Origin of the sequence: Pantoea eucrina (genome assembly GCF_001691555.1) — a bacterium.
GTDB classification, from domain to species: Bacteria; Pseudomonadota; Gammaproteobacteria; order Enterobacterales; family Enterobacteriaceae; genus Pantoea; species Pantoea borealis.
The window spans coordinates 338,442-361,145 of record NZ_MAYN01000007.1; the positions used below are offsets into that span (position 1 = coordinate 338,442).

At 58.1% G+C, this 22,704-nt stretch carries 17 protein-coding genes and 3 tRNA genes; 11 read left to right on the top strand and 9 right to left on the bottom strand.

Annotated features, from left to right (window positions below; genetic code table 11):
* Positions 1-57: 57 nt before the first annotated feature.
* From ptrA to recD, 3 genes are read left to right on the top strand one after another with little or no spacing between them, the layout of a single operon-like run.
* On the top strand, positions 58-2,952 hold the full coding sequence (gene ptrA, locus BBA90_RS05590) for a pitrilysin (RefSeq protein ID WP_065648290.1): 2,895 nt from the start codon (positions 58-60) through the stop codon (positions 2,950-2,952).
* Positions 2,949-6,491, top strand: a complete 3,543-nt coding sequence (gene recB, locus BBA90_RS05595) for an exodeoxyribonuclease V subunit beta (protein ID WP_065648291.1) — start codon at positions 2,949-2,951, stop codon at positions 6,489-6,491. Before ptrA ends, recB begins: the two co-directional genes overlap by 4 nt.
* Positions 6,488-8,335 (top strand): exodeoxyribonuclease V subunit alpha, encoded by a 1,848-nt coding sequence (gene recD, locus BBA90_RS05600; protein ID WP_065648292.1) that lies wholly within the window; start codon positions 6,488-6,490, stop codon positions 8,333-8,335. Before recB ends, recD begins: the two co-directional genes overlap by 4 nt.
* Positions 8,336-8,524: 189 nt before the next feature.
* Here recD and argA read toward each other — a convergent pair whose 3' ends face one another.
* Positions 8,525-9,853 (bottom strand): amino-acid N-acetyltransferase, encoded by a 1,329-nt coding sequence (gene argA / locus BBA90_RS05605; RefSeq protein WP_065648293.1) that lies wholly within the window; start codon positions 9,851-9,853, stop codon positions 8,525-8,527.
* Positions 9,854-9,869: 16 nt separating this feature from the next.
* Here argA and BBA90_RS19055 point away from each other — a divergent pair, with 16 nt between their 5' ends.
* Together BBA90_RS19055 and amiC are read left to right on the top strand one after the other, a co-directional pair.
* Entirely contained in the window at positions 9,870-10,067 is a 198-nt protein-coding gene (locus BBA90_RS19055; RefSeq protein WP_139074171.1) for a hypothetical protein, read from the top strand.
* Positions 10,068-10,085: 18 nt separating this feature from the next.
* Positions 10,086-11,321, top strand: coding sequence for an N-acetylmuramoyl-L-alanine amidase AmiC (gene amiC / locus BBA90_RS05610; protein WP_065648294.1), 1,236 nt, complete (start codon positions 10,086-10,088; stop codon positions 11,319-11,321).
* Positions 11,322-11,409: 88 nt separating this feature from the next.
* Here the strand turns inward: amiC and BBA90_RS05615 are convergent.
* From BBA90_RS05615 to BBA90_RS05625, 3 genes are all read right to left on the bottom strand, one after another.
* A tRNA-Met gene (locus tag BBA90_RS05615) sits at positions 11,410-11,486 on the bottom strand.
* A 51-nt stretch (positions 11,487-11,537) separates the two neighbouring features.
* Positions 11,538-11,614, bottom strand: a tRNA-Met gene (locus tag BBA90_RS05620).
* A gap of 51 nt (positions 11,615-11,665) precedes the next feature.
* Positions 11,666-11,742: transfer RNA gene (locus tag BBA90_RS05625), tRNA-Met, on the bottom strand.
* A gap of 205 nt (positions 11,743-11,947) precedes the next feature.
* Here BBA90_RS05625 and mltA point away from each other — a divergent pair.
* Both mltA and tcdA read left to right on the top strand, forming a co-directional pair.
* Entirely contained in the window at positions 11,948-13,096 is a 1,149-nt protein-coding gene (gene mltA / locus BBA90_RS05630) for a murein transglycosylase A (protein ID WP_065648295.1), read from the top strand.
* Positions 13,097-13,180: 84 nt separating this feature from the next.
* The gene (gene tcdA, locus BBA90_RS05635) at positions 13,181-13,987 is read left to right on the top strand and encodes a tRNA cyclic N6-threonylcarbamoyladenosine(37) synthase TcdA (protein WP_065648296.1); all 807 of its coding nucleotides are present in this window, start codon (positions 13,181-13,183) and stop codon (positions 13,985-13,987) included.
* Here the strand turns inward: tcdA and csdE are convergent.
* Together csdE and csdA are read right to left on the bottom strand one after the other, a co-directional pair.
* Complete coding sequence (csdE, locus tag BBA90_RS05640; RefSeq protein ID WP_065648375.1) at positions 13,975-14,418, bottom strand: cysteine desulfurase sulfur acceptor subunit CsdE; 444 nt, start codon at positions 14,416-14,418, stop codon at positions 13,975-13,977. The genes tcdA and csdE overlap by 13 nt on opposite strands.
* A gap of 4 nt (positions 14,419-14,422) precedes the next feature.
* A complete protein-coding gene (gene csdA, locus BBA90_RS05645; protein WP_065648297.1) occupies positions 14,423-15,628 on the bottom strand; it encodes a cysteine desulfurase CsdA in 1,206 nt (401 codons plus the stop codon).
* A gap of 206 nt (positions 15,629-15,834) precedes the next feature.
* Here csdA and BBA90_RS05650 point away from each other — a divergent pair, with 206 nt between their 5' ends.
* The 4 genes from BBA90_RS05650 (at position 15,835) to rlmM (ending at position 18,852) form a co-directional block, all read left to right on the top strand.
* Positions 15,835-16,059: a YgdI/YgdR family lipoprotein gene (locus BBA90_RS05650; protein ID WP_039379928.1), complete on the top strand. Its 225-nt coding sequence runs from the start codon at positions 15,835-15,837 to the stop codon at positions 16,057-16,059.
* A 336-nt stretch (positions 16,060-16,395) separates the two neighbouring features.
* The gene (locus BBA90_RS05655) at positions 16,396-17,313 is read left to right on the top strand and encodes a transcriptional regulator GcvA (RefSeq protein WP_039379926.1); all 918 of its coding nucleotides are present in this window, start codon (positions 16,396-16,398) and stop codon (positions 17,311-17,313) included.
* Between the two features lie 50 nt (positions 17,314-17,363).
* On the top strand, positions 17,364-17,759 hold the full coding sequence (locus BBA90_RS05660; protein WP_065648298.1) for a DUF423 domain-containing protein: 396 nt from the start codon (positions 17,364-17,366) through the stop codon (positions 17,757-17,759).
* Positions 17,752-18,852: a 23S rRNA (cytidine(2498)-2'-O)-methyltransferase RlmM gene (gene rlmM / locus BBA90_RS05665; RefSeq protein ID WP_065648299.1), complete on the top strand. Its 1,101-nt coding sequence runs from the start codon at positions 17,752-17,754 to the stop codon at positions 18,850-18,852. Before BBA90_RS05660 ends, rlmM begins: the two co-directional genes overlap by 8 nt.
* Positions 18,853-19,473: 621 nt before the next feature.
* Here rlmM and xni read toward each other — a convergent pair.
* From xni to queF, 3 genes are all read right to left on the bottom strand, one after another.
* Positions 19,474-20,232 (bottom strand): flap endonuclease Xni, encoded by a 759-nt coding sequence (xni, locus tag BBA90_RS05670; protein ID WP_065648300.1) that lies wholly within the window; start codon positions 20,230-20,232, stop codon positions 19,474-19,476.
* A gap of 42 nt (positions 20,233-20,274) precedes the next feature.
* Positions 20,275-21,636, bottom strand: a complete 1,362-nt coding sequence (ppnN, locus tag BBA90_RS05675) for a nucleotide 5'-monophosphate nucleosidase PpnN (protein WP_039379917.1) — start codon at positions 21,634-21,636, stop codon at positions 20,275-20,277.
* A 186-nt stretch (positions 21,637-21,822) separates the two neighbouring features.
* Positions 21,823-22,668: an NADPH-dependent 7-cyano-7-deazaguanine reductase QueF gene (queF, locus tag BBA90_RS05680; RefSeq protein ID WP_065648301.1), complete on the bottom strand. Its 846-nt coding sequence runs from the start codon at positions 22,666-22,668 to the stop codon at positions 21,823-21,825.
* Positions 22,669-22,704 lie beyond the last annotated feature (36 nt).

Genomic DNA, 22,704 nt, shown 5'->3' on the forward strand with positions numbered 1-22,704 from the left:
GTTGATAAACCTGCGCGGGAAACCCGCCGCAGGGCAGAGTAAGATTAAGGGGTTTACATGCGGATTTACGCACGCTGTATCGGCGCGCTGCTGTTGGGCACGCTGGCGCTGAATGTTTTTGCCGATACCGGACAGGGCTGGCAGCCGGTTAATGACATTATCCGCAAAAGCGATCGCGATCCGCGCAGCTATCAGGCAATTACCCTGAGCAATGGCATGACGGTGCTGCTGGTGTCAGACGCTGAGGCACCTAAATCGCTGGCGGCGCTGACGCTGCCGATTGGCTCGCTGGACGATCCCGACCAGCAGCCTGGTCTGGCGCACTATCTGGAGCACATGGTGCTGATGGGGTCAAAGCGCTACCCGCAGCCCGATAATCTCGCCGAATTTCTCAAAATGCACGGCGGCAGCCACAACGCCAGCACCGCCTCTTACCGCACTGCATTCTATCTTGAGGTTGAGAACGATGCGCTGCAGCCCTCGGTGGATCGCCTTGCGGATGCGATTGCGGAGCCGCTGCTCGATCCGGTCAACGCCGATCGCGAACGTCATGCCGTCAACGCAGAGCTGACGATGGCGCGCTCGCGTGACGGGCTGCGTATGGCGCAGGTAAGTGCCGAGACGCTGAACCCGCAGCATCCGGGATCGCGTTTTTCCGGCGGTAATCTGGAGACGCTGAGTGATAAACCGGGCAGCAAACTGCAGCAGGCGCTGCGCGACTTCTACCGCACCCATTACTCTGCCAGCCTGATGAAAGCGGTGATCTACAGCAACAAACCGCTCTCTGAGATGGCGGAGATGGCAGCCGCGACCTTCGGGCGCGTCGCGGCGCATCCGGCAAGCGTGCCGGAGATAGATGTACCGGTGGTCACCGATGCGCAGAAAGGCATTATCATTCACTACGTGCCGGCTCAGCCGCGTAAACAGCTGAAGATTGAGTTTCGTATCGCGAACAACAGCGCCGATTTCCGCAGTAAAACCGATACGCTGATTGGCTATCTGCTGGGTAATCGCAGTGCCAACACGCTGAATGACTGGCTGCAGAAGCAGGGCCTGGCCGATGGCGTGACGGCAGGAGCCGATCCCGTAACCGAACGCAGCAGCGGCGTTTTTGCTATTTCCGTATCGCTGACGGATAAAGGGCTGGCGCAGCGCGATGACGTCGTGGCCGCCATTTTCAGCTATCTCGATATGCTGCGCCGCAACGGCATTGATAAACGCTATTTTGATGAGGTATCGCATGTGCTGGCGCTTGACTACCGCTACCCGTCGATTACCCGAGACATGGACTACATTGAATGGCTGGCCGACACCATGCTGCGCGTGCCGGTCGCGCACACGCTTGACGCCCCTTACCTTGCCGATCGCTTCGATCCTGCGGCGGTAGCGGCACGCCTCGGTGAGATGACACCACACAATGCCCGCATCTGGTATATCAGTCCGCAGGAGCCGCACAACCAGCAGGCCTACTTTGTGAATGCGCCGTACCAGGTTGATAAAATCAGCGCGGCGCAGTTCAGCGACTGGCAGCAGCGTGCAGCGCATATTGCGCTCTCTTTGCCCGCGCTCAACCCCTATATTCCCACTGACTTTTCACTGATTGCACGCGACGGGAAAAACTACACGCATCCGATCGTGCTCAGTAATGACGCGGCAATGCGTACTTTATGGATGCCGAGCCGGTTCTATCCTGACGAGCCGAAAGCGGCAATTACGCTGGCGCTGCGCAACAAGACGGCTATCAGCGACGCGCGTCAGCAGGTGCTGTTTGGGCTAAATGATTATCTCTCCAGCCTGGCGCTGGATGAGCTTAACTCACAGGCGTCGGTGGGAGGGATCAGTTTCTCGGTGGGAGAAGATGATGGCATTGTGTTTAACGCCAGCGGATTCACCCAGCGTTTGCCGCAGCTGCTGCAGGAGCTGGTTGCCGGTTACGGCAGCTTCCGTCCGGATGAATCGCAGCTCGCTCAGGCCAAATCCTGGTATCGCGACCGTCTGGATGCGGCTGAAAAAGGCAAAGCGTTTGAACAGGCGATCCAGCCGATGCAGATGCTGTCACAGCTGCCCTATACCCAGCGCGATGAACGACGCCGGTTGCTGCCGGAGATCACGCTGCAGGAGGTGATCGCCTGGCGTGACGCGCTGCTGCGTCAGGCAACGCCAGAGATGCTGGCGGTGGGTAATCTCTCAGCCAGAGAAACAGAAACGCTCGGCGCAACGCTAAAAGCGCAGCTGCAGAGCAGCGAACGGGCGCCATGGCGCAGTGACTATGTCGTGGTAGATAAAGCCATTAAGGCGAATCTGCAGCAGGCAGGAAGCAGCAGCGACTCGGCGCTGGCGGCACTCTATGTGCCCACCGGGTATGATGAATATCAGAGCATGGCCGCCAGCACCCTGCTGAGCCAGATTATTCAGCCGTGGTTCTATAACCAGCTGCGCACAGAAGAGCAGCTCGGCTATGCCGTCTTTACTTATCAGATGCCGATAGGTCGTCAGTGGGGCATCGGTTTCCTGCTGCAGAGCAACAGCCGGCAGCCCGCCTTCCTGCTGCAGCGCTTTCAGGCATTCTATCCGCAGGCAGAACAGCGGCTGCGCAGCATGAAGCCAGAGACTTTTGCGCAGTACCAGCAGGCGATGATCAATGAGCTGAAACAGCGACCTCAGACGCTGGAAGAAGAAGCCAGCCGCTACCAGCGTGACTTCAGCCGCCAGAACGATGCGTTCGACATGCGTGAGAAAGTGATTGCGCAGGTGCAGCAGCTGACGCCGGTGCGCCTGGCCACCTTCTTCCAACAGGCGATCCGGCAGCAGGGAATGGCGATGATTTCCCAGATTAGCGGTACGCAGGAGCGTACGCCGCAGACAGATTATGCAGCGCTACCCGGCTTCACGACCTGGCCGGCGCTGGCACAGCTGCAGCAGTCGCTGCCGGTTAAGAGTGATACGCCATGAGCCAGCGTGCTGAATCCCTCAATCCGCTGACGCTGCCGCTGCGCGGCGAGCGATTAATTGAGGCCTCTGCCGGTACCGGTAAAACCTTTACGATTGGCCTGCTTTATCTGCGGCTGCTGCTTGGGCTGGGCGAAGAGAACGCTTACAGCCGCCCGCTTTCGGTAGAAGAGATTCTGGTGGTGACCTTCACCGAGGCGGCCACGGCTGAGCTGCGCGGCCGTATCCGGGCCAATATCCACGAGCTGCGTCTCGCCTGTATTCGCGGCGTCAGCAGCGATCCGATGCTGACCGCACTGCTGCAGGCGATCCCGCAGCGGGCGGAGGCCGCCTCGCTGCTGCTGGCGGCGGAAAGACAAATGGATGAAGCCGCTATTTTCACTATCCACGGCTTCTGCCAGCGCATGCTGAATCTTAATGCGTTTGAGTCCGGCATGCTGTTTGAGCAGCAGCTGATTGAAGATGAGCATCCGCTGCTGCGTCAGGCAACGGCTGATTTCTGGCGACGCCACTGCTATCCGCTGACACTGGATATCGCGCGCGTGATTGTCAGCGAGTGGCTGGGGCCGGAACAGCTGCTGGCAACCCTGCGCCCGTGGCTGCAGGGGGAGTCGCCATCGCTGCGGCTGCCGCCGGATAAAGAGGAGACGCTCGCGTCGCGTCACGCACGTAATATGGCGCGCCTCGCAGAGATCAAGGCGCAGTGGCGATCGCTGGGCGACGACGTGCTGACGCTGGTTGAGCAGTCAGGGGTGGATAAGCGTAGCTACAGCAGCAAACACCTGCCCGCCTGGGTCAGTAAAGTCAGCCAGTGGGCTCACAGCGACAGCAGTGATTACCAGGTGCCGGCCGAGCTGGCACGCTTCGGGCAGCGCATCCTCGAAGAGAAAACCAAAAAAGGCGACGCACCCCGTCACGCGCTGTTCAGCGCAATTGATGCCTTTCTGGCCGAGCCGCTGTCGCTGCGCGATGTGGTCATTGCGCGGGCGCTGACCGAAGTGCGCGAGGCAGTGCATAAACAGAAACGGCTGCAGGCGCTGCTGGGCTTTGACGATCTGCTGAGCCGCCTTGACGATGCGCTGCAGCAGGCGGGGGGCGCACAGCTGGCGCAGCTGATCCGGCAGCGCTATCCGGTGGCGCTGATTGATGAGTTTCAGGATACCGATCCGCAGCAGTACCGGATTTTCCGTACGCTCTACATGCATCAGCCTGACCATGCGCTGCTGCTGATTGGCGATCCCAAACAGGCGATCTACGCGTTCCGCGGGGCGGATATTTTTACCTATATCCGGGCGCGAAATGAAATTGCGGCACACTATACGCTGGACACCAACTGGCGCTCGTCACCTGCGATGGTGAAGAGCGTTAATCAGCTCTTCGCCCGCTTACCGGCCCCTTTTCTGTTTGCTGAAATTCCGTTTTTGCCGGTGCAGTTTGCACCGCCTAACCAGGCGCTGTCGCTGCAGGCTGAGGGCCGGGAGCAGCCTGCACTGCGCTTCTGGCTGCAGCCTGGCAGCGGCGCCAGCGTCAGCGAATATCAGCAGCAGATGGCAAAGCAGTGTGCAATGGATATCAGCCGCTGGCTGCAGGCAGGGCAGCAGGGCGAGGCGATACTGGGGAAAGGGGCGGCGCTGCGGCCCGTACAGGCATCGGATATCACGGTGCTGGTGCGCAGCCGCAACGAAGCGAATCAGATCCGTGAAGCGCTGGCACAGCTTGCTATCCCGTCAGTCTATCTCTCCAACCGCGACAGCGTTTACACGACGCCGGAAGCGCGCGAGCTGCTCTGGCTGCTGCGGGCCATTCTGGCGCCGGAGCAGGAGCGTATGCTGCGTACCGCGCTGGCGACCTCGCTGTTTGCGCTCGATGCGGCTCAGCTGGATGCGCTCGATCACGACGCGCGCGGCTGGGATACGCTGGTGGATACTTTTGCGCGCTGGCAGCGTCTCTGGCATCAGCGTGGTGTGCTGCCGATGCTGCGGGAGATTATGCTGGAGCGCCAGCTGGCAGAAAATATGCTGGCGTCGGACAATGGCGAGCGTCGCCTGACCGATTTGCTGCATCTGGGAGAGCTGTTGCAGGAAGCGGCCGCGCAGCTTGATAGCCCGCACGCGCTGGTGCGTTACCTGGCTCAGCAGATAGCGCGGCCCGATAGCCAGTCAGCCAGTCAGCAGCTGCGACTGGAGAGCGATCGCCATCTGGTGCAGATCGTCACCATTCATAAATCGAAAGGGCTGCAGTATCCGCTGGTGTGGCTGCCGTTTGCAGCAGGGTTTCGTGAGGCCGATATTGCGCTTTACCACGATCGCGAAAACTTCAGCGCGGTGCTGGATTTGCAGAGCGATGAGCAGAGCCTGGCGCTGGCGGAGCAGGAGCGACTGGCAGAAGATCTGCGGCTGCTTTATGTCGCCCTCACGCGGTCGATCTATCACTGCAGCATCGGGGTGGCGCCGCTGTTTCGCGGTGCGCGTAAAAAAGAGGGCGAGAGCGATCTGCATAAAAGTGCGCTGGGTTATCTGCTGCAGCGCGGCGAAGCGGCGACGGCAGAGCAGCTCGGGGCGCTGCTGGAGGCGCTGAGCGGCGAGGGTTGTGACGTCGTGATGGCCGATCGTGCTGAAGCGGCGCGCTGGCAGGTACAGGCCGGCGCACGCGACGACCTTCGCGCACGCGCAATATCGCGCCAGCTGACTGAATCCTGGCGCGTGACCAGCTATTCAGGTTTGCAGCAGCACAGCGCACATCGCCTGCTGGATGTGGTGCCTCACTTCGATCTGGAAGCGGCAGGTGAAGAGCCGCAGGCGGCGACCGAAGAGATGGCGCTGACGCCACATCAATTTCCGCGCGGGGCCGCGCCGGGTACGTTTCTGCATGAGCTGTTTGAGTCGATCGATTTTACCCAGCCGCCCGGAACGGCACTGCTGGAACAGCATCTGCAGCAGAATGGCTATCCGCTGCACTGGCAGCCGGTGCTGAGCAGCTGGATTGAGCGGGTAGTCACTACGCCGCTTAATGCGCAGCAGATCCGGCTGGCTGACGTAGGCGTACGCGATCGCCTGATTGAGATGGAGTTTTATCTGCCTATCAGCGGCCTGCTGACCGCGCCGGCGCTGGACCAGCTGATGCGCCAGCATGATCCGCTCTCCGCGCAGGCACCCGCGCTTAACTTCAGTCAGGTGCAGGGCATGCTCAAGGGCTTTATCGACCTGGTGTTTCGCCGCGAAGGCAAATACTACCTGCTGGATTACAAATCTAACTGGCTGGGGGAGAGTCATGAAGCCTATACCCCGGATGCCATGGCGCAGGCGATGATTGACCATCGCTACGATTTGCAGTATCAGCTCTATACGCTGGCGCTGCACCGGTTTTTGCAGCACCGGCTGCCGGATTACAACTATGAGCAGCATGTCGGCGGCGTGTTTTATCTGTTTTTACGCGGTATGGATGGCAGCTCGCCTGCTAACGGGGTCTTTTACACCCGTCCTGCCGCTGAATTTGTGACACAACTTGATAGCCTGTTTCGCGGGCAGGGAGAGGATGCATGAGCGATATCACTACGCTATTAAAGCAGGCAACAGAGCTGCGGCTGCTGCGCTCGCTGGATGTGCAGTTTGCTCAGCTGATAGCCACCAGTGATGAGCCCGCCCGTTTGCTGGCTGCTGCCTGTCTCAGCGCTGAAGCCGGAGAAGGGCATGTCTGTCTGCCGCTGGCCCATCTGAACCGCGAGCAGCTGTTTCGCGGTCGTCATCCCGAACTGGCGCAGGCGATCTGGCAGGCCGCCGGCGAGCCGCACGACTGGCACAGCGTGCTGGCGGGCTGGGATGCGGTCAGCACCCACGATCGCGCCGCGCCTGTTGTGCTGAGCGACGAGCGGCTCTATCTGCATCGCTTATGGCATCATGAGGGTGACGTAGCGCGCTTTTTCCACCCTCAGGCTGCGCCGCAGCTGTTTGCACCGGAACAGGTACGCCGCGTGCTGGATGCGCTGTTTGGCACCGCGCCGGATGACTGGCAGAAGATTGCCGCTGCCGTCGCATTGACACAGAAAACCGCAGTGATTTCCGGCGGGCCGGGCACCGGCAAAACCACGACCGTGGCAAAACTGCTGGCGGCCCTGATTCGGCTGAGTGACGGCGCGCTGCGTATTCAGCTGGCCGCGCCAACCGGCAAAGCGGCGGCCCGCCTGACGGAATCACTGGGGAAAGCGCTGCAGCAGCTGGCGGTCAGCGAGGAGGAGCGTCAGCGCTTTCCGGAAGAGGCCACCACGCTGCATCGCCTGCTGGGCGCACAGCCGGAAACGCAGCGCCTGCGCTATCATGCCGGTAATCCGCTGCATCTCGATGTGCTGGTGGTGGATGAAGCCTCGATGGTAGATCTCGGCATGATGGCCAGTCTGATCGCTGCGCTGCCGTCACAGGCGCGGGTTATTTTTCTCGGCGATCGCGACCAGCTCGCCTCTGTAGAGGCGGGCGCGGTACTGGGCGATATCTGCCGCTGTGCAGAGGCGGGCTACAGTCCGGTCCGGGCCACACAGCTGACGCTGATGACCGGCTGTGAGATTGACGGCAGTAATGAAACCGACGCGCCAGCGGTGCGCGATGCCATCTGTCTGCTGCGTAAAAGTTACCGTTTTGACGCCAGATCCGGCATCGGCCAGCTGGCGGCAGCGGTTAACGCCGGCGATGCGCAGGCGGTGGAACGCGCCTTTCAGGGCAACTTCAGCGATATCGCACGTGCGCCACTGAACAGCGGTGAGGCGTATCAGCGTATGCTGAATGAGATTGCTGCAGGTTACCGGGACTTTCTGCAGCAAGTGGCTGAGGAGGCTGCCCCGGCTGATATCCTCGCCTCTTTCGGGCGCTATCAGCTGCTGTGCGCACTGCGCGAAGGGCCGTTTGGCGTGGAAGGACTTAACCAGCGCATCGAGCAGAAGCTGATGCAGCTGCAGCTGATCCGTCGTCCTGCAGGCGGCAGCCGCTGGTATCCCGGACGGCCGGTCATGGTCACGCGCAATGACAGCGCGCTGGGGCTGTTCAACGGCGATATCGGTATTACGCTGACAGACGAGGAGGGCGTGCTGAAAGTCTTCTTTCCGCTGCCGGACGGCACAATTAAAGCAGTACAGCCGAGCCGCCTGCCGGCGCACGATACCGCCTGGGCAATGACGGTGCACAAGTCACAAGGTTCGGAGTTTGAGCACACTGCACTGGTGATGCCGGCTCAGTTTTTACCGGTGCTGACGCGGGAGTTGATTTATACCGCGATTACGCGTGCCCGCAGACAGCTGACGCTCTACAGCGATGAAAACATCTTCCGTCGCGCGGTCCAGCTGCGCACGCAGCGCCGCAGCGGCCTGCTGTCACGGCTTGGCGCGACGTCTGACGCGTAAAGCCCCGGTATAGAATAATGTGGCAAGGGCGCCATAAATGGCGCCTCTGCCGGATGCTGTAGGGGCCGCATTAATGCGGCCCTGGGGGATAACGTAGTCAGGAATTTCATGCGTGGCCAGGGCGCCACAAATGGCGCCTCTGCCGGATGTTGTAGGGGCCGCATTAATGCGGCCCTGGAATATCGTGGCTTATTTTAAATCTGCCATCAGCACTTTTGAGCGACGCTGATAGTTATACATCTGCTGCTTGCTCTCTGGCAGCGACTCGATATCTACTGGCGTAAAGCCCCGCTCCTGGAACCAGTGAATGCTGCGGGTAGTGAGCACAAACAGCTTTTTCAGCCCCATCTGCCGCGCCTGTAGCGCCACGCGATCCAGCAGCAGCTCGCCGCGCGATGAGCTGCGATAGTCGGGATGCACGGCCACACACGCCATTTCGCCAATCTGCTCATCCGGGAACGGGTAGAGCGCGGCACAGGCGATAGTCATATTATCGCGCTGGATGATCGTAAACTTATCGATCTCCATTTCCAGCTGTTCACGCGAGCGCCGTACCAGAATACCCTGCTGCTCCAGCGGGCGAATCAGCTCCAGAATACCCCCAATATCGTTGATATTGGCGCGGCGGATCTGCTCAGCAGATTCCATAACAATCTGCGTACCGATACCGTCACGTGAGAAGAGTTCCTGCAGCAGTGCGCCATCCTCCTGATAGCTGATCAGATGGCTGCGGCGCACGCCGCTGCGGCACGCTTTAACCGCGCCGCGCAGAAAGCGCACCGTACCGGACAGGAAATCACCGTCGCTCTCCATCTCATCAATGCGCGCCTGCGCATCGCCAGGAAACAGCTCTGAAATAATGGTGCCGGCGCGATCGGTCACGCCCTGCTCGGAGCAGAAGCCAATCATCTTCTCTGCCTTGAGCTTGATAGCGAGCTGCGTGGCAACCTCTTCTGAGGTGAGGTTAAAGCTTTCGCCGGTCACAGAGACTGCGACCGGACCCAGCAGCACAATCGCGTTATTATCCAGCTGACGATGAATCGCCTCTTCATCAATACGGCGAATGCGTCCGCTGTGGCAGTAGTCAACGCCATCATCCACGCCCAGCGGCTGGGCGATGATAAAGTTACCGCTGACCACATTAATATGCGCACCCTGCAGCGGGGTGTTGTTAAGGCTCATCGACAGGCGTGCGGTGATATCAAGCTGCAGACGACCCGCCGCCTGCTTTACCAGCTCCAGCGATTGCGCATCGGTTACGCGGGTATGCTTGTGATACACCGGCTCCAGCTGCTGCTGCGCCATACTGGCGTCAATCTGCGGACGTGCGCCATAGACCACCACCAGACGGATGCCCAGGCTATGCAGCAGGCCAATATCGTTAACGATGCTGGAGAAGTTTTCATGCTCAATGGCTTCGCCGCCCAGCATGATGACAAACGTCTTGTCGCGATGGGCATTAATATAGGGAACGGTATGGCGAAAACCCTGAACCAGCTCGGTACTGCGTTCCTTCACGGTGCACCCTCTGTGAATGGTTATTCGTAATTATTGTATTTTTATTCTGTTTTGCGCCGTATTGCAAGCGTTGCGCCTGACGTTACTTTACGATTTTTCAGATGCATCCGGTGATAACAGCCTGCATTATCTGGCTTTTCCGACGAGACAAGCGTTGCCAGATTGGATAAAGTTTTCGCTTTCTGAGCGTCAGTTGACGCGGATTTATCCATAACACAGTAGCTGGAGTGGCATGTCCCAGGCTTTTTCCCGAAGACGATTATTACAGGGTGCGGGTGCGCTATGGCTCCTTAGCGTAACGCGTACCGGGCTGGCAGCGAGTCAGCACATTGTTGCAGTACGCATCTGGCCTTCATCAACGTACTCCCGCGTCACGCTGGAGTCGAATATCCCGCTGCACTACAAGCAGTTTGCGTTGAGTAACCCTGAACGTCTGGTCATTGATATCAAAAACCTGCATATCAATCCGACGCTGAAAGGCATCAATAAACTGGTGCGCACCGACGATCCCTTTATCAAAACGGCACGGGTCGGGCAGTTTGATCCGCATACGGTGCGAATTGTGCTGGAGCTGAAACGTCACGTTGCACCAAAGACCTTTACCCTCGCGCCTGTGGCCGGCATTAAAAACCGGCTGGTGGTGGATCTCTATCCAAGCCAGGCATCGCACGCCGACGATCCGCTGCTGGCGCTGCTGAATGATTACAACAAAGGCGATCTGGAGCGCGATCAGCCCGTGCAGGCGCCGTTGCCGGGCAAGGCGGGGCGCGATCGCCCGATTATCATCATGATCGATCCCGGTCACGGTGGCGAGGATCCCGGCGCACACGGTAAATATAAAACGCGTGAAAAGGATATTGTGCTGAAAATTGGTCGCTATCTGCGGGCACTGATTGATAAAGAGCACAATATGAAAGCCTACATGACGCGGAATGAAGATGTGTTCATTCCGCTGCGCGTGCGGGTAGCAAAAGCGCGTAAGCAGCGTGCCGATCTGTTTGTTTCAATTCATGCCGATGCGTTTACCAGCCGGGCAGCGCGTGGCTCTTCGGTCTTTGCGCTCTCCACCCGCGGCGCCACCTCTGCAGCAGCCCGTTTCCTGGCACAGACGCAGAACGAAGCCGATCTGATTGGCGGTGTCAGCATGAGCGGCGATCGCTATCTCGACCACACAATGTTTGACATGGTGCAGCGTCAGACCATCAGCGACAGCCTGAAGTTTGGCAAAGAGGTACTGACGCGCATGGGACGCATCAACCATCTGCATAAGCGTACGGTTGATCAGGCGGGTTTTGCCGTGCTGAAAGCGCCTGATATTCCGTCAATTCTGGTTGAGACGGCGTTTATCAGTAATGTGGAGGAGGAGCGCAAGCTGCGAACCGCACGCTATCAGCATCAGGTGGCGGAAGCGATTTTTCACGGTATCAAAGCCTATTTTGACAAAGGCGGCGTGCTGGCAAAGCGTTGAGGACAGGGCGGCAGCGATGCCGCTTTTTCCGGCGGCAGAAACAAAAAAACACCCGTTAAGGTGTTTTGTGTTTCTTCATCAGAAGAAGTGGTTGCGGGGGCCGGATTCGAACCGACGACCTTCGGGTTATGAGCCCGACGAGCTACCAGGCTGCTCCACCCCGCGTCCGTCTGTCGCACTGAGCGACGTTTCACATTGTATTCTTCTTAAGACAATTGGTTGCGGAGGCCGGATTTGAACCGACGACCTTCGGGTTATGAGCCCGACGAGCTACCAGGCTGCTCCACCCCGCGTCCGTCTGTCGCCTGAGCGACACTTCATATTGTCTCTTCATTAAGAAGAATTGGTTGCGGGGGCCGGATTTGAACCGACGACCTTCGGGTTATGAGCCCGACGAGCTACCAGGCTGCTCCACCCCGCGTCCGTGGATGCGCACTATACACCTGGCACGTGGTGATGCAACCCCTTTTTGCACTAAACCAGTGAAACCCTGCAACAGTTGCTGAATAATGTCGCATCTGGATGAAAAAACATACAGATGTGAAGGTGATGGCGGGCGGCAGATTTCATTCTGACCAGGGCTTTGCTATCGTCGCCGGGCGAACAACCGACAACAAGAGAGAGTCATGAACGGACACCGGGTAAAGTATGCACTCACTGGCGCATTTCTGGCGCTATTAGCAGGTTGTAGCTCGAAGCCGACCGATCGCGGTCAGCAATATATTGATGGCAAGCTGGAGCAACCGCTCGGGCTGGTCAATGAGCCCAATGCCAAAGGGCGTCCGGTTAACGGGCAGGACTTCGGCCTGCAGGTGCAGCAGATTCAGTCCGCTTCGTCGCGCCTGTTCAGCCGTAATAATGGTACCTACAGCGCTATTCAGAACTGGCTGCTTTCAGGTGCAGATACCCGTCAGCTGCGTCAGTTCGGCCTGAATGCGTTTCAGATGGAAGGCACAGACAACTATGGCAACGTGCAGTTCACCGGTTACTACACGCCGGTAGTGGAAGCGCGCTACACCCGACAGGGTGAGTTTCAGTATCCTATTTACCGCATGCCGCCGCGCCCGCGCGGGGCGAAACTGCCGAGCCGCGCCGGTATCTATAGCGGCGCGCTCGATGAGCGCTACGTTATCGCCTGGAGCAACTCCCTGATCGACAACTTTATGATGGATGTGCAGGGCAGCGGCTACGTCGATTTTGGTGACGGACGTCCGCTGCGCTTCTTTGGCTACGGCGGTAAAAATGGCTGGGCTTATCACAGTATCGGTAAAGAGCTGATCGATCGCGGCGAAGTTAAACGCGAAGATATGTCGATGCAGGCCATCCGGCAGTGGGCTGAGGAGCATTCACCGCAGGAGGTGCGTGACGTACTGGAGACTAACCAGTCCTTTGTCTTCTTTAAGCCTGAAGAGTATGTGCCGGTGCGCGGCGCCAGCGCGGTACCGCTGATTGCCAAAGCGTCGGTGGCTTCTGACCGCTCCCTGATCCCGGCGGGCACGGCGCTGCTGGCAGAAGTGCCGCAGCTGAATGCCAAAGGTAAGTTCAACGGTAAGTATGAAATGCGTCTGATGGTGGCGCTGGACGTCGGTGGCGCAATCAAAGGTCAGCACTTTGACATCTACCAGGGCGTGGGTCCGGACGCCGCACATCTGGCTGGCTTCTATAACCACTACGGCCGCGTCTGGGTACTGAAGGCGGCTCCCGGCGCCGGGCAGCCACTGTTCAGCAATGCGCAAAACGGCAACAACGGTTCACTGCTGCTCGGTGCAAATTGATACACTGATAGCCTGCTCTCCGCGGGAGAGTGACATTATCGGGTGCGCCACGCGGCGCACCGCATTCCGGAGTAAAGGTCAGATATGAAAGTGGTAAGCGACGCCTGGCGACAGCGCTTTGGCGGGACGGCGCGTCTTTATGGGCAGGAGGCGCTGCAGCAGTTTGCAGAGGCGCATTTCTGCGTAATTGGTATTGGCGGTGTGGGCTCCTGGGCCGCTGAGGCGCTGGCGCGTACCGGCATCGGACACATTACGCTGATCGACATGGATGATGTCTGTATCACCAATACCAACCGGCAAATCCATGCGCAGCAGGGCAATGTCGGTCAGGCAAAAACAGAGGTCATGGCCGCGCGCATCCGCGCCATCAATCCAGAGTGCGTCGTGACCTGCATTGACGACTTTATCACGCCGCAAAACACCGCAGAACTGCTCTCTGCCGGCTTTGACTATGTGATTGATGCCATTGACAGCGTGCGGCCAAAAGCGGCGCTGATCGCCTGGTGCCGGCGCAATAAGATCCCGCTTATCACCACGGGTGGGGCAGGCGGACAGATCGATCCCACGCAAATTCAGGTCAGCGATCTGGCGAAAACTATCCAGGATCCGCTGGCGGCAAAACTGCGCGAGCGCCTGAAAAGTGACTTTGGCGTAGTAAAAAACAGCAAAGGCAAACTGGGTATCGACTGCGTATTTTCCACTGAAGCGCTGGTCTATCCGCAGCCCGACGGCAGCGTGTGCGCTTCGCGCAGCACGGCAGAAGGTCCGAAGCGTATGGATTGCGCTGCGGGCTTCGGTGCGGCAACGATGGTCACCGCCACGTTCGGGTTTATCGCCGTATCGCACGCGCTGAAAAAATTTCAGGCGCGCAGGGCGCGTCAGGCTGACTGACGCGCCGCGCGCGTTACCGCCTCTGCCAGCGCCTGCAGGCCGCTGCTGCGTGACGCGCTAAGCTGCGCACGCAGCCCCAGCGTATCAAACAGCGCCAGCGGATCCTGCGCCAGCAGCTGTGCCGGTGTTTTTCCTTCAGTGGCAGTCAGCAGCACAGCCAGCAGGCCGCGCACAATTCGTCCCTCACTGTCGCCATAAAAATGCAGCGTGCCGTCAGGCAGCTGCTGGCTGCTGAGCCAGACGCGGTTTTCGCAGCCGCTCAGCTCAATGTCCGCACATTTCAGTTCATCCGGCAGCGCCGGTAGCTGACGGCTGAGCTGAATCAGCTGCCGGTAGCGATCCTCCCACTGCTGAAAGCGGGCAAACGTGTCGGTCAGCCCTTCTGCGGTAATGGTATGACCGAAGGGATGGGGCGCGAGCAGGGTTGTCATAAGCTTATTCACCTAAAAGATCCACGGCGCAGTGCATGGCGCGCACCAGCGCATCCACATCCTGCAGGTTATTGTAAGGCGCGAATGAGACGCGCAGCGTGCCGCTAACGCCCAGGGCTGCCATCAGCGGCTGCGCACAGTGCTGTCCGGCACGCAGGGCAATTCCCTGTTCAGCCAGCAGCGTGACGATATCGCTGTGGTGGATCCCGGCAATGTCAAAGGCGAGCAGGCTGGAAGAGCCACAGCGGAAGCTGCGAAAACCGGGCAGCGCGCTCAGCTGCTCTTCGGCCAGGCAGGCGAGCTGCTGGCTCCACATCTCCGCTTTTTCCTGATGATGGTGTGACAGCCAGCTCAGCGCTGCGCTAAGACCCACCACACCCGCCACGTTGGGTGTGCCGGCTTCAAAGCGCCACGGCACAGGCTGCGGCGTAAATCCGCTGAAGTCGACCTGCGTCAGCATTTTGCCGCCGCCCTGCCACGGCTGCATCGACTCCAGCAATTCCGCTTTGCCATACAGCACGCCAATACCCATCGGACCATAGAGTTTGTGGCCGGAAAACGCATAGAAGTCAATATCCAGCGCCTGCACGTCAGGCGGGCAATGCACCACGCCCTGAGCACCATCCACCATGACCTTTGCGCCTGCCTCGTGTGCCAGCGTGATAGCCTGCGCCAGATCCGGACAGCCGCCGGTGACGTTTGACATCTGGCTTACGGCCAGCAGGCGGGTGCGCGCGTTGATCAGCCCCGGCAGCAGAGTGATATCGGGCCGGCGATCGGCGCCCAGCGGCCATTTCACCACGCTGGCACCGCTTGCCTGAGCCACCATCAGCCACGGCACCAGGTTAGCGTGATGCTCCGCCTCGCTGACGATGATTTCATCGCCCGGCTGCAGGCGCGGCGCCAGCCAGCTGTATGCCACCAGATTAATCGCTTCGGTGGTTCCGCGCGTCCAGACAATCTGCCGATCGTCAGCGGCGTGCAGCCACTGTGCGACTACGCCGCGCGCCTGTTCATACTGTGCGGTCAGTGCACGCGCCGCAGCAAACTGACTACGGTGCACGGTGCCGGCACTGAGCGAATAGAATTGGGCGGTGGCATCAATGACCGCCTGCGGCTTGAGTGCCGTCGCAGCACTGTCGAGATAGACGCCGGCATCGTTCAGCGCAGGAAACTGCTGACGAAAGGTGCCAGGGGAGAAGATGGTCATATCGGGCCCACTCCGGTGATTTAGGGCCAGCCGTAACAGCAGACTGCTGGCTGGCAAAGCTGTAAAAGCGCGTTATGCTCATTATGGCAAGGTTTGAACCGAAACCCGCATAACCCGTTCGCCATTTTCAGCTCTGGTTTCAGGCTGATAGCGTAATGTCGTGGCTGCGGGAGGTTTAATGCAATCAATCTGCAAGGAGATAGAAGATGAACAAACTTACCGCAGTGCTGGCTGTCTGCACCATGGCGTTTACCCTGGCGGCCTGTTCCAGCAACTATGTTATGCACACGAACGATGGCCGCACGATTGTCGCTGACGGCAAGCCAAAAGTTGATGATGATACCGGTATGATCAGCTATAAAGATGCCAATGGCAATGAGCAGCAGATTAACCGCTCCGATGTGAAAGAGATGGTTGAGATGGGGCAGTAAAATTGCGCAAAAAAAAGCACCGCAATTTGCGGTGCTACATAAAATCACTTTGGACAGACAGGGTAAATCTGAGGAATTAAAAGTTTGATCTGCAAGTTTCAGATCAAAAAATGCAAACACAACATCACGACCACAAGCCAAAAGCTCTCCAAAAGTCTGCGATCTCTCGCACGTTTTCAGAAAACTTTTCGTTCCGGCTCTGGAAGTGCGGCAACTATAGGTATTTGCTGGAGCTTCCTCAACGGACAAATTATAATGTCTCGGATTAAAAAATCTAATAGCTGACGACGTTGTATAAGTTGCAGTTTTACACTATGAATCCACCTGTGGAAAACCATGTCTAAACGCCTTCCGCCGCTCAATGCTTTACGTGTGTTTGACGCGGCTGCCCGTTATCTGAGCTTTACCAAAGCCGCTGAAGAGCTGTTTGTGACCCAGGCGGCAGTGAGCCATCAAATCAAGTCACTTGAGGATTTTCTCGGACTCAAGCTGTTCCGCCGCCGAAATCGCTCGCTGCTGCTGACGGAAGAAGGGCAGAGTTACTATCTCGATATCAAAGAGATTTTTTCAGCGCTTAACGATGCGACCCGCAAGCTGCAGGCGCGTAGTGCTAAAGGTGCGCTCACCGTCAGCCTGCTGCCCAGTTTTGCAATTCAGTGGCTGGTTCCGCGTCTCTCCAGCTTTAATATGGCTTATCCGGGCATCGACGTGCGTATTCAGGCGGTAGACCGCGAGGAGGAGAAGCTGGCAGACGATGTTGACGTCGCTATCTTCTATGGCCGCGGCAACTGGCCGGGCCTGCGGGTGGATAAGCTGTATGCTGAATATCTGCTGCCGGTCTGCTCGCCGCTGCTGCTCTCCGGGGATAATCCGCTGAAATCGCCCGCCGATCTGGCGCACTTTACACTGCTGCATGATGCGTCGCGTCGCGACTGGCAGGCTTATACCCGCCAGCTGGGACTGCAGCATATCAATGTGCAGCAGGGACCTATTTTCAGCCACAGTGCCATGGTGCTGCAGGCGGCGATCCACGGGCAGGGTGTGGCGCTGGCTAACAATGTGATGGCAGAGAGTGAGATTGAAGCGGGTCGCCTGGTCTGCCCGTTCAATGATGTGCTGGTAAGTAAAAACGCTTTTTATCTGGTTTGTCATGACAGCCAGGCAGAACTGGGTAAAATAGCCGCCTTTCGTCAGTGGATTCTGGAAAAAGCCGCCACCGAACAGGAAAAATTCCGTTTTCGCTACGATCACTAAGTTACCGTTCGCTGCACAGTGATGTGCGGCGGGACCATGAGGATAGTTCGATGTCCAGTCGTGCCATGTTTATATTTGCAGCCATCAGCGGTTTCGTGCTGGTGGCGTTTGGTGCGTTTGGCGCGCACGTATTGAGTAAATCGCTGGGGCCATCTGAAATGGCGTGGATCCATACCGGCCTGGAATATCAGGCTTACCACACGCTGGCGGTAATGGGACTGGGTGCTGCGATGCTGCGACGCGCCAATATCTGGTTTTACTGGAGCAGCGCAGCGATGGCGCTGGGTACCGTTCTTTTCAGCGGCAGTCTTTATTGCCTGGCGCTGTCGCACCTGCAGTTCTGGGTGTTTGTTACGCCGGTAGGGGGGCTGTGCTTCCTGACCGGCTGGTTTTTGATGTTGATTGGCGCGCTGCGTCTGAAAACAAAGGCAGAACGCCATGAATAAAGTATTACTCTATTGTCGTCCCGGGTTTGAAAAAGAGTGCGCGGCAGAAATCAGCGCTAAAGCAGCAGAGCGGGAAATCTACGGTTTTCCGCGGGTGAAAGAAGAGTCGGGCTATGTGCTGTTTGAGTGCTATCAGCCGGAAGATGCAGAGAAGCTGCTGCGCTCGCTGCCGTTTGCTGAACTGATTTTTGCCCGGCAGATGCTGGTTGTCGGCGAGCTGCTGCGCGATCTGCCCCCGGAAGATCGCATTACCCCCATTACCGGCATGCTGACCGGAGTAGTGGAGAAAGGGGGGGAGCTGCGCGTCGAGGTTCCGGACACCAATGAAGCCAAAGAGCTGACCAAATTCTGTCGCAAACTAACGGTGCCACTGCGCGCCAGCCTGCGCGCCAGCAATATCCTGCTCAACTATGAGAGTCCTAAGCGGCCGGTGGTGCACGTATTTTTTATTGCACCGGGCACCTGTTACGTGGGCTATTCACTGCCGGAAAACAATTCATCATTCTATATGGGGATCCCGCGGCTGAAGTTTCCTTCCGACGCGCCCAGCCGCTCAACGCTGAAGCTGGAAGAGGCATTTCATGTGTTTGTGCCGGCAGATGAGTGGGACGAGCGTCTGGGAAGCGGTATGTATGCGGTCGATCTCGGCGCGTGTCCGGGCGGCTGGACCTATCAGCTGGTGAAGCGCAGCATGTGGGTTTATGCGGTAGATAACGGACCCATGGCCCCGAGCCTGATGGATACCGGACAGGTTACCCACTGCCGTGAGGATGGGTTTAAGTTTCGTCCACCGCGCAGCAATATCAGCTGGCTGGTATGCGATATGGTAGAAAAACCGGTGCGTGTGGCGACATTGATGACTGAGTGGCTGGTAAACGGCTGGTGTCGTGAAGCGATTTTCAACCTCAAGCTGCCGATGAAAAAGCGCTATGAAGAGGTTACCCAGAATCTGGCAATGATGGACGAAGCGTTAAAGGCGCAGGGTATTAATGCTCAGATTCAGGCTCGTCAGCTGTATCACGATCGCGAAGAGGTAACGGTACACGTCCGGCGCATCTGGGCTGCAACAGGCGGCCGCCGCGACGAGCGCTGATTTGTCAGGCCGGGGCGTCATCACGTTCCGTATCTGCATCAACACGGGCGCCATTAATGGCGTCATTACGTCCCGCACGCGCATCAATACGGGCGCCATTAATGGCGCCCCTACGGATCCGAGCGTAGGGGACGCATTCATGCGTCCCTGGTGTTTGCGGTCATATCACCGGGTGAACCACGGGCGTCATTACGTCCCGTGCGCGCATCAATACGGGCGCCATTAATGGCGCCCCTACGGATCCGAGCGTAGGGGACGCATTCATGCGTCCCTGGTGTTTGCGGTCATATCACCGGGTGAACCACGGGCGTCATTACGTCCCGTGCGCGTATCGATACGGGCGCCATTAATGGCGCCCCTACGGATCCGAGCGTAGGGGACGCATTCATGCGTCCCTGGTGTTCGCGGTCATATCACCGGGTGAACCACGGACGTCATTACGTCCCGCACGTGCATTAACACGGGCGCCATGAATGGCGTCATTACGTTCCGTGCGCGCATCAATACGGGCGCCATTAATAGCGTCATTACGTTCCGTGCGCGCATCAACACGGGCGCCATTAATGGCGCCCCTACAATAATTGTAGGGGACGCATTTATGCGTCCCTGGTGTACCGCGGTTTATCCTGGCTGATAGCGCAGCGTATTAAGGTTGCCCTGCAGCACTAAATCGCGCTTTAGCGTGGCAACCTGCCGGCAGATGTCGGCTGTTTCACGCTGGGTATGCAATTTACTTTGCCACTTTGCCGGCACCTGTTCCCACTGCTGATAGATCCCCTCCAGTGAACCAAACTGTGCCAGCAGCTCGCGCGCGCTTTTCGGCCCAATACCGGAGACGCCCGGTATCTTACTGCTGCTGATGCCGCATAAACCCCAGTAATCTGGCAGCTGTGCCGGTGTAACGCCAAATTCCTGCGCGATAAACGGCACATCAAGCCAGCGCTTCTGAAAATAGTCGCGAATGCGGATAGCGGGCGCCAGCAGCTGACAATACCCTTTATCGGTGGAAACGATAGTGGCCTGATGCCCGGCCTCCGCCATTTTTACCGCCAGCGTGGCGGCCAGATCGTCTGCTTCATCGCGCCCGGCGATCCAGCAGCTGACGCCTGCGGTGCGGAAAGCCTCCTGCAGCAGCGGCAGCTCCTGTTGCAAATCCTCTGGCATTGGCGGTCGTCCCGCTTTGTAGTCCGGCAGTAGCGCATGACGCCAGCCAGGCTGGCGTTCCGGACTGTCAAATACCGCCACCACGTGCGTGGGGCGCGTGTTACCAAGCAGCTGATGCAGTGCCGCAACACAGGCGTCACGGCAGGGAGAGCCCTGAACGGCATGCAGGCGCCGGATGAGATTCAGCGCATCAATGATTAACAGATGTAGTGCCATAGAAGCGATAAGCGGCAGCCCGCAGGCTGCCTTCCTGAAGGGTTATTTGATGATTTCGTAGCAGGGGATATAAGCGCTGCCCGGAAGTTTCATACGCTGCTGCGCCACAAAGCCCTGCAGCAGCTCATCCATCCGATGCATCAGATCGGCGTCACCGCGCAGCTGATAGGGGCCGCGTTCGCGGATCTCCCGGATACCGATTTCTTTAACGTTTCCGGCCACGATACCGGAGAAAGCGCGACGTAAATCAGCCGCCAGTTTTTCCGCCGGCTGATTCGGAAACAGGTTGAGGTTAGCCATGTTTTCGTGGGTCGGCAGGAAAGGCACCTGCAGATCCGGCGCAATACGGATAGACCAGTTAAAGCTATAAGCGTCTCCGGTTTCACGACGATGCTCTTTTACCTGCGGCATCGCTTTTTTCATCTGGCGCGCCACTTCGGCGGCATCATCAATGATGATCGTATAGTGTTTACGCGCCTGCTCACCCAGCGTATTGACGATGAAATCATCAAGCACGCGGAAATAGTCGGCGCTCTCCTTAGGCCCGGTAAGGATCAGCGGCAGTACCTGCTCGCTGTTCTGCGGATTCATCAGAATGCCAAGCAGGTAGAGAAACTCCTCGGCGGTGCCCACGCCGCCCGGGAAGATCACGATGCCATGGGCGATACGCACAAAGGCTTCAAGGCGTTTTTCAATATCGGGCATAATGATGAGTTCATTAACCAGCGGGTTAGGCGGTTCAGCGGCGATAATGGAGGGCTCAGTCAGGCCGATAAAGCGGCTGTCATGATAGCGCTGCTGCGCATGACCGACCGCCGCGCCTTTCATCGGCGCTTCCATTACGCCCGGGCCACAGCCGGTGCAGATGTTCAGCTCGCGCAGCCCCATCTGGGTGCCAACATTACGGCAATACTGATATTCCACCGCGTTGATGGAGTGTCCACCCCAGCAAACCACGGTATTAGGATATTCTCCTACGTGCAGCGCACGCGCGTTGCGCAGTATCGAGAAAACCTGATTGGTAATATGCGCCGAATCGTCAGCCTGACCGGCGAGGCGTTCCGGCAAAGCAAGCTGACCGTTAACAAACAGAATATCGCGCAGCACGGCAAACAGGTTTGCCTGCAGTGAACGGATGATTCGCCCATCCACAAACGCCTCTTCCGGTGGATTGATCAGCTCCAGCTTAACGCCGCGCTCGCGACGCAGGACGTTGATAGCGAAATTTTCAAAACGGGAGAGCAGCTCATGACTGCTGTCTGTCTGGCTGCCGGAGTTAAGCACTGCAAGGGAGCAGTTGCGAAAAAGCTGGTAGAGATCGCTGCTGGCTGTCTGCTTCAGCATGTCTACTTCCAGCTGGGAAAGCAGGTCCATCGAGCCAAGCGGGCTGATATGTGTAATCAAAAGAACTCCTTTACACGCCATAGCGTGACTAATGACGCTGCGCTTAATCTGCTGAGCGCAGTGACGAAAATCCCTGGTCGCATACGCTTTACGCTTAACGCCGCAGACAGAGTAACGCTCTCTGTCGCGATTGCTCAAGAGGAACCGCGCATCCCTGCTACGGCCTGCGAGGTGCCTCGCACTCTGTTACTGGCGTGCCAGACGCGAAAAGCCGGGCGTGAAGGGAACATTGCTGCGCCACGGGTTAATATCCAGACCGCCGCGGCGGGTATAACGCGCATAAACGGTTAACGCCTCTGGCCGGCAGAAACGCTGCACGTCATTAAAAATGCGCTCCACGCACTGCTCATGAAACTCATTGTGCTGGCGGAAAGAGATCAGATAACGCAGCAGCGCCTCGCGGTCGATACGCGGGCCTTTATAACGAATCATCACCGAGCCCCAGTCGGGCTGGTTGGTGATCAGGCAGTTAGATTTCAGCAGGTGGCTCACCAGCGTCTCGTCAACAATTTCATTGCCTGCGGCGTGCGCAAGATGTCCGGCATTGAAACCGTAATCGCTGATGCTGATATCCTGTTCATCGATAACACTGCCGCTGAACTGTCCGATGGGCTGGCTCTCCAGCTCGCTCAGGCGAAACAGCGCTACGCTGACGTTACCGCTGGCGCAGGCACGCAAATCGCGCTCCAGCGTCTGACGCACATCACCCCAGTCTGCAAAGCGGGTCTGATTAAAGCTGTTCAGATAGAGTTTAAAGCTTTTCGACTCAATCAGATTTACGCTGTCAGCATCCAGCACCACTTCGCCGACCGCGACCTGCGGCACACCTTTGCTGTTTAGCCATGAAAGCTCATACAGTGTCCAGATATCTGCGCCGTGAAACGGCAGGTTATCCGGAAAAAGACCGAGAGGTTCCCGGTTCAGACTGCGCGGCACAGATTGCAGCAGCGTGTTATCGTACTCATCAACATAGGCGACAGATTTGCCCAGGGTCAGGCCGCTTAATGCCTGGTTTGGGTGTTCAGAAGACATAATGGTTACCACAACTTGGATCAAAGTGGCTAAGTG

Excerpts from the sequence above, each read along its gene's own strand:
- ptrA (WP_065648290.1), top strand. The coding sequence starts at position 58 with ATGCGGATTTACGCACGCTGTATCGGCGCGCTGCTGTTGGGCACGCTG.
- recB (WP_065648291.1), top strand. The coding sequence starts at position 2,949 with ATGAGCCAGCGTGCTGAATCCCTCAATCCGCTGACGCTGCCGCTGCGC.
- recD (WP_065648292.1), top strand. The coding sequence starts at position 6,488 with ATGAGCGATATCACTACGCTATTAAAGCAGGCAACAGAGCTGCGGCTG.
- BBA90_RS19055 (WP_139074171.1), top strand. The coding sequence starts at position 9,870 with ATGGTTATTCGTAATTATTGTATTTTTATTCTGTTTTGCGCCGTATTG.
- amiC (WP_065648294.1), top strand. The coding sequence starts at position 10,086 with ATGTCCCAGGCTTTTTCCCGAAGACGATTATTACAGGGTGCGGGTGCG.
- mltA (WP_065648295.1), top strand. The coding sequence starts at position 11,948 with ATGAACGGACACCGGGTAAAGTATGCACTCACTGGCGCATTTCTGGCG.
- tcdA (WP_065648296.1), top strand. The coding sequence starts at position 13,181 with ATGAAAGTGGTAAGCGACGCCTGGCGACAGCGCTTTGGCGGGACGGCG.
- csdE (WP_065648375.1), bottom strand. The coding sequence starts at position 14,418 with ATGACAACCCTGCTCGCGCCCCATCCCTTCGGTCATACCATTACCGCA.
- csdA (WP_065648297.1), bottom strand. The coding sequence starts at position 15,628 with ATGACCATCTTCTCCCCTGGCACCTTTCGTCAGCAGTTTCCTGCGCTG.
- BBA90_RS05650 (WP_039379928.1), top strand. The coding sequence starts at position 15,835 with ATGAACAAACTTACCGCAGTGCTGGCTGTCTGCACCATGGCGTTTACC.
- BBA90_RS05655 (WP_039379926.1), top strand. The coding sequence starts at position 16,396 with ATGTCTAAACGCCTTCCGCCGCTCAATGCTTTACGTGTGTTTGACGCG.
- BBA90_RS05660 (WP_065648298.1), top strand. The coding sequence starts at position 17,364 with ATGTCCAGTCGTGCCATGTTTATATTTGCAGCCATCAGCGGTTTCGTG.
- rlmM (WP_065648299.1), top strand. The coding sequence starts at position 17,752 with ATGAATAAAGTATTACTCTATTGTCGTCCCGGGTTTGAAAAAGAGTGC.
- xni (WP_065648300.1), bottom strand. The coding sequence starts at position 20,232 with ATGGCACTACATCTGTTAATCATTGATGCGCTGAATCTCATCCGGCGC.
- queF (WP_065648301.1), bottom strand. The coding sequence starts at position 22,668 with ATGTCTTCTGAACACCCAAACCAGGCATTAAGCGGCCTGACCCTGGGC.